We start from the raw sequence: 8,074 nt of genomic DNA, 5'->3' as shown, positions 1-8,074 counted from the left end.
AAAAATCTAAAAGCCGTTTCTATCAAGCTCCACACGCTTGATTTTTTACTCGGTTCAAAGGATTTGAAAACAGATATTTTCACTTTCAAGATACTCTGAAATCGTTCGCGCGAAATTTACGCCTCCGCGATTTTTTCGCGCGTTCGTATCGAGCCCAACCTCCACGCCAAATACGTAATCGTGCAAATTTTTAACCTTTCCGTCCGTAAAAATTTTATCTAGCCCGCTTTCTTGGCAAAACTCATAAATTTTTTCTGGACTTTTAAAATACGTTCCAAGTTTCGTTAGCTCACCGTTAGCCTCTATCACGTCCGTGTTTTTATCGCGAACGGCAATGAGTAAATTTAACACATCAAAACACCCTTTGTTTTGCTCGAAAAGAGTGAAAATATCTGCTTTCAAACCGAGGTTAGCAGTAGGAATTTTGCTCTAAATTTAGGAAGCGATCAAAAGATTTTCGATTTCGTCATTAGCGCAGGCGGCGTAACATATCTGATCGAGGCGAATTTTTACGGCACGGGCGGTTCGAAGCTAAATGAAGTCGCAAGGTCTTATATCGAAATAGCACAAAAGATCGCGCTTTGTGGCGGATTTAAATTTATCTGGATAACCGACGGACAGGGGTGGCTGGCGGCTAAAAACAAACTGGAAGAAGCCTACAAAAGCGTTAAAATTTATAATCTCGCCACGCTTTATTACTTTATAAAAGAGCTTAAAGATGTTTAAGTTAGCCGATGATTTTAAGCTTTTTAAAGGCGATTGCTTCAATATTTTGCCTAAGTTTAAAGGCGAGTTTGACCTCATTTTTGCCGACCCGCCGTATTTTCTCTCAAATGATGGACTTAGCATTCAAAGCGGAAAAATCGTAAGCGTAAATAAAGGCGATTGGGATAAGGGTTACGGTATTGACGAGATAGATAAATTTAATATTAAATGGCTCGCTCTTGCTAAAGACGCCCTGACGGATAACGGCAGCGTAATGATAAGCGGAACGTATCACAATATTTTTTCGATCGGTCGGGCGCTGCAAAAGCTGGACTACAAAATCCTAAATGTCATCACGTGGGCGAAGACCAATCCGCCGCCGAATTTCAGCTGCCGCTATCTCACGCACGGCTCGGAACAGATCATCTGGGCAAGAAAAAGCGAGAAATTTAAGCATATTTTCAACTACGAGCTAATGAAAAAGCTAAACAGCGACAAGCAGATGCGCGACGTGTGGAGCTTGCCTGCGATCGCGCCGTGGGAGAAGGCGTGCGGCAAGCATCCAACGCAAAAACCGCTGCCGCTTTTGGTGCGGTTAATTTTAATGGCGAGCACTCAAAATAGCGTCGTTTGTGATCCTTTTGCAGGCTCTGCGACGACCGGCGTAGCTGCGAATTTACTAGGACGAAAATTTGTAGGTATCGAAAAAGAGGACGAGTTTATAGATATCGCCGTAAAACGCAAACGCGAGCTGGACGCGAATTTCGCCGAATTTAGGCGAAAGATTTCGGATTTGCGACTATTAGAACAAGAGAGTTTGAAATTTTAAAATTTAAGCGTTTGAATTTTAGTGCGCTTTTTGCTTAGCAAATTTGCAACCGCAAAAGAAATATACGTTGCTAGTTTTAAAATTTTAAGCTTCGCAGGCTAATTGTTATTCGCCGCGTTTGCTACCGTCTTTTTCACTCCGCTAAAGCAGCTTGCGAGCAAGAGGAAACTCCAAGCTGTGGCTTGAGCCGATTCTTAAAAAGCTGCGAATGTAAGGCATGAAGTAAGGACGGGAGTTTGCGTGCGATTAAATTTAAAACCGCCGCATCAGCCATGCGATATTTTCACTCATCTTGTCGCGTTCAAAATTTACAATACAACTTCGAAGATTATTTTGCAATGCCCTCCTTATCCATCCGCTCAAATTTAAAATTCTCGCCGATTTCGTCAAAATTTAGCCGCCGCATATTACGCCCGGACGCGTCCAAATTTAAATCTTTGTCAATTTTTGCTGCATTTGCCTAAATTTAATTTTGCCTACCTTGCTCATCGCGCCGCGCCCAAACCCCAAATTTAACCCCAGCTTAAGCATAAGCTTGTATACTTTGGCTTTAAATTTAAGGCGGCAAATGAGATCACAGAGCGAATTTTTCGGCGTTTTCATCACGCTTCTTGGCGGCGTATTATGGGGATTTAGCAGTGTTTGCGGGCAGTATCTGTTCACGCAAAAGGGCGTCAGCGCCGACTGGCTCGTACCCTACCGCCTAGGCCTCGCCGGGCTTGCGATGGTAGCGTATTACATCGCTCGCTCGCCGCGCCTAGCCTTTGCGCCGCTAAAAGATCGCGTGCTTTTGCCGCAGCTGCTCATCTACGCGTTTTTTGGGCTTATGATGACGCAGTATTCGTACTTTTGCAGTGTCGAGCTCTCAAACGCCGCCGTCGCGACCGTGATCCAGTACTCCGCGCCCGCGCTCATCCTTGCCGTCGTTTGCTTTTTAGAACGACGCGTGCCTAAAAAGGTCGAGCTCATCGCGCTCATTTTCGCGGTGCTGGGCGTCGTGCTGCTCGCCACCCACGGCGATCTTGGCTCGCTGGTTATCAGCGCGGAGGCGCTGGTTTGGTGCCTGATTAGCGCGCTTGGCGTCGTGATTTATAGTCTCATTCCAACGAAGCTAAATCAAAAATACCCCGTCCCGTTAAATTTAGGCTGGGGTATGGTTATCGGCGGCGGAGTACTCGCGCTTTACACGCGGGTTTGGCAGCTAGGCGGCGTGAGCGACGCAGACGGCTTTGCTGCGCTTGCCGCGGTGGTGATCCTGGGCACGATATGCGCGTTTAGCTTTTACATGACGGGGCTAAAGATAATAGGCGCGAGCAGGGCGAGCATGATCGCGTGCATCGAGCCGGTGAGCGCGGCGGCGTTTGCCTATTTTTGGCTGGGGACGGAGTTCGTGTTTCTTGATTTTGCGGGTTTTACGCTCATTATCTCGTGCATATTTTTGCTAGCCAAAGATAGGAAAAAGGCGTAAATTTGGAGGATAGATGATCTATTTGGCGCAGACGGATACGACGGCGGGATTTTTGAGTAAAGATTTTCGCGAGATAAACGCGCTCAAACGCCGAGTGGCGGACAAACCCTGCCTCATAACGACGGCGAAGCTTAGCGAGCTAAAAAATCTCGCTCGCGTGCCCGCTAAATTTAAAAATTTAGTGCGCCGCGCGAGGAAAACGACTTTTTTATATCCGAACGCCAAGGCCGTGCGCGTCGTGAAAGAGTGCGCTCACGAGGAGTTTTTGAGGCAATTTGACTGGCTCTACTCCAGTAGCGCCAATTTAAGCGGACAAAACTTCGACGAAGCCTGGGCGAGGGCGGCGGCGGACGAGGTCGTGGATCAAAATTTCAGCCAAAACGCGAGCTCAAAAATCTATAAAATTTCAAAAACTAAAATTTTGCGGATTAGATAGAGCTGCCGATTAAATTTATGCGCGCAAAGAACGCTCAAAAAGAGGCACTAGTTTATAAATTTAAGCAACTTTGTAAATTTAAATGGCTCTTATAAATTTCACCGAACCGTAAAATTTCGTCACATATAAACCGCGCAAATACCGTCTGGAATTTTAAAAAATCGCGAAAGGATCACGGCAAACTCGTCGAAAAATCATATAAAAAGCTGTAAATCCCCCCCCCCTTTTTTTTTTTCGTTGCCTTCAAATAGTAAAATTTCTGCCGTTTTCGAAGCCGTAAAATTTCGCTATTGCTGGCTTTTGAATGAAATTCTATCGTCAAACACTCTCGATCAAAATTTTAACTCGGGCGAGCTAAGATTATCGCTAGAAATTCTCGCATCTCGAGTATTCTGGATCAAAATTTTAGAGATTAGGCGTTGCCGCCGGTTTTTATCCGAGCCGCTATGCGCCGTTTTATCGCAGCCCTACCGACGCCGCTTCTACCTCTGATTAAAATTTGATCTTTTAAAAAAGCTCATCTGACGCCGCCAAAATCAAAATTTCGCCGCTGCCTCATAGCCGCCGCTGCCGATACTATCGCCTTTCATCGCCGCTATCGCCGCCCCCATCGCTACTATTATTGCTTTACCTCACCGCTATTACTACTTCCGCCGTAGCAAGCGCCGCAAAGCGTCCGCGTCGCTCACGCCCTTTAGCTGCCAAAGCTGCGCGTAAAGCGCAAGTGGTCGCCACTACTGCGCCACACAGCCGATCTTCGATAAAATTTCCTCCGCCCACCGCGTAGCGCATTAAAACAAACAGCATATCAAAGCAAACGCTGCAAATTTTAAAATTTAAACCGCCTATCGCCGCGCGGCACCGATAAATTCCGCTAGCTAGTCCATCATTTCCGAATAAATCATAAATTTTTATGAATTTAACGCCGCCTTTCTTGCTTTATATTAAAATTTCGCTAAAATTACCGCATTAAATTTGAGGCGCAAACGGAGTTTAAGCTTAAACCGCTTGCGGGCAAATTAAATCCCATTCAAGGAGCTTTTATGAGCGGTGTTGCGTTAATCATCTGCTTCGCCATAGCGGTCGTCGTGATGATTTTTTTGATCTCCAAAGCAGGCGTTCACCCGTTTTTGGCGCTAATGCTTATCTCCCTGGCGCTCGCGATCGTCGCGGGCATACCGCTAGCCAAGATCCCCGCGATTATCGGCGACGGATTCAGCGGCACGTTTAAGAGTATCGGCATCGTCATAATCTTCGGCGCGCTCATCGGCACCGTGCTCGAAAAGACCGGTGCGGCGCTCAAACTCGCCGATATGGTCGTAAACGTAGTCGGGCAAAAGCGCCCCGAGCTTGCGATGCTTATAATGGGCTGGATCGTAGGTATCCCAGTATTTTGCGACAGCGGCTTCGTCGTTTTAAACCCGATTCGAGAAGCGATCAGCAAAAAAATCGGCGAAAATCCGGTCGCTCTTGCAGTAGCGCTCTCGGGCGGACTTTATGCCTCACACGTATTCATCCCGCCGACTCCCGGACCGATCGCCGCAGCAGGCGCCGTGGGTCTAGGCGGCAATCTACTGCTCGTAATCGCAATGGGCGCGGTAGTATCCTTGCCGGTGCTGATCGCTACATACTTTTTTTCAAAAAAGATCGCTAAAAGCGTGCATATAAGCGAGGCTGAAGCCAATGAAGTCATCGCCAAAAGCTACGACGATCTGCTTAAACAATACGGCAAATTGCCGAGCGGATTTTTAAGCTTAGCCCCTATTTTGGTACCGATCCTATTTATGGCGCTGGGCTCCGTCGCCAAGATCCTAAAAGTAGGCGGGTTTGCGGGCGAAATTTCGCAATTTTTAGGAAATCCTATCATCGCGCTAGCCTTAGGCGTAGTTTTTGCGGTATTTCTGCTCGCACAAACCGGCAAACTAGGCGAATTTAGCGAGATCACCAACGAATCCTTAAAAATCGTAGGCCCGATCCTCTTCATCACCGCAGCGGGCGGAGTACTAGGCAAGGTCATTACCGACGCCGGCTTCGTAACCTACATCAAGGACAATGCGACCGCGATTAAAGCCGCGGGGATTTTCTTCCCATTCTTAATCTCAGCCGTCTTAAAAACTGCGCAAGGAAGCTCCACCGTGGCGATCATCACTACCGCTTCGATTATGGGCGCATTTAACGCAGACGGCTCGCTGATGCAGGTGTTGGGCTTCACCTCCGAAATGTCCGGCGCGCTTGTGGTAATGGCGATCGCAGCGGGCGCGATGACGGTTTCGCACGCTAATGACAGCTACTTCTGGGTCGTTACGAATTTCAGCAAGATGAACCCGCAGCAAGGCTACCGCACACAGACCATGCTAACCCTAATTATGGGCATTACGGGCATGATCAGCGTGTGGGTTTTGTCGCTGTTTTTGATCTAGGCTAGCTTATTCTAGCCGCTACCGCGCTAAATCAATGCGGAGTGCAATACGCCGCATCTACCCGCGGCTAGCTACATTAAATTCTTTAAATTTACGTAGCTAGCCATACCGCGCAAATGCCCTAGTATTAAAATTTCGCTTAAAGGAGTTTTAAATTTACACACAAAGCCTCAAGGAGCGAAATTTTAAAATTCTATCGCTACAGAATTTTAAAATTCCACGACATGAAATTTTAAAATTTTCCCCACAAATTTGGCGACGAGATTTTAAAATTATACTCTTGCTTCAGTCTTGTCATCGTAAATTTAGCCTACGCGCTGTAAAATTTCAAAATTTTAAAATACCAGCTAAAGGAAAAATATGAAAGTTTTAGTCGCGATCGACTCGTTTAAGGGCTCGCTTAGTTCGCTTGAGGCGGGCAACGCCGTAAAATCAGGCATCGAAAAGCTAGGCTGCGAGGTGCTCGTCAAACCTATCGCAGATGGCGGCGAAGGAAGCGTTGAAGCCCTTGCAGACGCGCTAAAAGCTAAGTTCATGGACGTCATCGTAGCAAATCCGTTAGGCGAAAAAACGCCCGCGCGCTACGCCTTAAAAGGCGAGCTAGGCATCTTAGAAATGGCGTCCGCATCGGGTCTGCCGCTCATCGAAAAATCGCGCCGCAACCCGCTAAAAACGAGCACCTACGGCTTTGGCGAGATGATAGCGCATGCGATTGCGCACGGCGCGCGAAAGTTTATCATCGGCATCGGCGGAAGTGCTACGAATGACGCGGGTATGGGTATGCTGCGCGCGCTCGGCTTTAAATTTAAAGATACAAATGGCGCAGAGCTTGCGGGAGCGGGCGAGGATCTGATTAAACTCGCCACGATAGATTGCACTTCGGTGCTGCCGCATCTTAAAGAGTGCGAGTTTCTCATCGCCTGCGACGTGGATAATCCGCTCTTTGGCGAAAACGGCGCGGCATATATTTACGCTCCGCAAAAGGGCGCGGATGCGGCGATGGTAAAGCAACTCGATGCGGGGCTTATCAATTTTGCAAGCGTCGTAAGCAAACACCTCGGACGCGAGCTTTGGAATAACCCCGGAGCAGGAGCTGCCGGCGGGCTAGGCTTTGGCTTCGTGAGCTTTCTAAACGCGACGCTTAAGCCAGGCATCGACATCATCACCGAGCAGATCGGACTAGAGCGCGATATGCAAGGCGCCGAGCTCGTCATCACAGGCGAAGGAAGGCTCGATTTTCAAAGCTCAATGGGCAAAACCCCAAGCGGCGTGGCGAAGATCGCCGCTTCCTACGGCGTGCCCGTAATCGCGCTGGCAGGCGGTATCTCGCCCTGTGCCGGCGGCTGTAATGAGCGAGGCATAGGCGCATTTTTTTGCATCCTAAACGAACCTATAAGTCTTGAGCGCGCGATGGATCCCGCCGTCGCGACGCAAAATTTAGCCCGCGTCGCCGAACAAGCGGTGAGATTGTTCCTGCTCGGACGCGGCACTAAATAGGGCTTTTAGACTGAAATTTCAAGACGCGGGCGCTAAAACTTGCAGAGAGTGCGGCGAGCGCGGGCAAGGGATACGGCGCGGCGGCGGCTCGCAACAGACAAGCACGACAAAGTGCGACAGGAGGCGAGCACGGCGAAGAAGCAAATTTTATGCAGGATATATTTGCGTGCTTTAAAGGCACGGCGCGATCTTGACGCAGATGGGGTGACGCGCAGCTTACAAGGCGCAAAATATACGCGAAGAAGCAGGCGAGAGCCTACAATGATGGACGTTATTAAAGTAGCAGTTGCGGCAAGAGGATATGGGCTATGACGTGCATGCGCGGCAAGCAGATACTGCGCGCAGCTTACGACGGGCGGCAGAATTTCATCCGCCGCAGACCGCGGTAAGTGGATAAATTTTGCATTAAAACGTAGCTTTGCTGAAATTCTAGCGCGTTTGAAAATACGGAGCAATAGGACAGGAGGTAAGACGGCGGGCGGCTCGGCGATGACATAGCGGCGTGAAATTTTACGGCGCAAAAATTTATTTTACCGCGCGATACATACGCAAGGCGCGATCTAAAACTCATTTTCCAATCAAGCGGCTCGCGCACCCCTCACAATACATACCTCAAGACATGACTAAAACAGACAGAATTTTAAAATTTAACGCCATATTCGCAGCCTATGAGATTTGCAACATAAATTTAAAAGTAGCGATCTGCTTTATAAAATTCC

At 48.4% G+C, this 8,074-nt stretch carries 9 protein-coding genes; 8 read left to right on the top strand and 1 reads right to left on the bottom strand.

The features are described 5' to 3' along the window. Positions 1-54: 54 nt before the first annotated feature. Positions 55-351, bottom strand: coding sequence for a DpnII family type II restriction endonuclease (locus tag Q0095_RS02105; protein ID WP_297880928.1), 297 nt, complete (start codon positions 349-351; stop codon positions 55-57). An 18-nt stretch (positions 352-369) separates the two neighbouring features. On the opposite strand from Q0095_RS02105, the gene Q0095_RS02100 reads away from it, so the two are divergent. The 8 genes from Q0095_RS02100 to Q0095_RS02065 all read left to right on the top strand — a co-directional run. After that, positions 370-726, top strand: coding sequence for a DpnII family type II restriction endonuclease (locus tag Q0095_RS02100; RefSeq protein ID WP_297880927.1), 357 nt, complete (start codon positions 370-372; stop codon positions 724-726). Further along, positions 719-1,534 (top strand): DNA methyltransferase, encoded by an 816-nt coding sequence (locus Q0095_RS02095; protein ID WP_297880926.1) that lies wholly within the window; start codon positions 719-721, stop codon positions 1,532-1,534. Before Q0095_RS02100 ends, Q0095_RS02095 begins: the two co-directional genes overlap by 8 nt. A 568-nt stretch (positions 1,535-2,102) precedes the next feature. Next, on the top strand, positions 2,103-3,002 hold the full coding sequence (locus tag Q0095_RS02090) for a DMT family transporter (RefSeq protein ID WP_297880925.1): 900 nt from the start codon (positions 2,103-2,105) through the stop codon (positions 3,000-3,002). A gap of 13 nt (positions 3,003-3,015) precedes the next feature. Next, positions 3,016-3,438, top strand: a complete 423-nt coding sequence (locus Q0095_RS02085; protein WP_297880923.1) for a Sua5/YciO/YrdC/YwlC family protein — start codon at positions 3,016-3,018, stop codon at positions 3,436-3,438. Between the two features lie 1,043 nt (positions 3,439-4,481). Then, on the top strand, positions 4,482-5,858 hold the full coding sequence (locus Q0095_RS02080) for a GntP family permease (RefSeq protein WP_297880921.1): 1,377 nt from the start codon (positions 4,482-4,484) through the stop codon (positions 5,856-5,858). 360 nt (positions 5,859-6,218) lie between these two features. Further along, entirely contained in the window at positions 6,219-7,355 is a 1,137-nt protein-coding gene (locus Q0095_RS02075; protein ID WP_297880909.1) for a glycerate kinase, read from the top strand. Positions 7,356-7,466: 111 nt separating this feature from the next. Beyond that, complete coding sequence (locus tag Q0095_RS02070) at positions 7,467-7,667, top strand: hypothetical protein (protein WP_297880907.1); 201 nt, start codon at positions 7,467-7,469, stop codon at positions 7,665-7,667. Between the two features lie 190 nt (positions 7,668-7,857). Beyond that, positions 7,858-8,074 (top strand): hypothetical protein (locus Q0095_RS02065; RefSeq protein ID WP_297880905.1); only part of this gene is annotated, 217 nt, incomplete at its 3' end.

The sequence above is a fragment of the uncultured Campylobacter sp. genome (genome assembly GCF_938045535.1).
Lineage (GTDB): Bacteria > Campylobacterota > Campylobacteria > Campylobacterales > Campylobacteraceae > Campylobacter_B.
The sequence above is the reverse complement of the archived record's forward strand: the minus strand, read 5'-3'. Positions and strand labels throughout refer to the sequence as shown.

What these genes read in the sequence shown, in the direction of transcription:
- Q0095_RS02080 (WP_297880921.1), top strand. Translation starts at nt 4,482, where the DNA reads ATGAGCGGTGTTGCGTTAATCATCTGCTTCGCCATAGCGGTCGTCGTG.
- Q0095_RS02090 (WP_297880925.1), top strand. Translation starts at nt 2,103, where the DNA reads ATGAGATCACAGAGCGAATTTTTCGGCGTTTTCATCACGCTTCTTGGC.
- Q0095_RS02075 (WP_297880909.1), top strand. Translation starts at nt 6,219, where the DNA reads ATGAAAGTTTTAGTCGCGATCGACTCGTTTAAGGGCTCGCTTAGTTCG.
- Q0095_RS02085 (WP_297880923.1), top strand. Translation starts at nt 3,016, where the DNA reads ATGATCTATTTGGCGCAGACGGATACGACGGCGGGATTTTTGAGTAAA.
- Q0095_RS02095 (WP_297880926.1), top strand. Translation starts at nt 719, where the DNA reads ATGTTTAAGTTAGCCGATGATTTTAAGCTTTTTAAAGGCGATTGCTTC.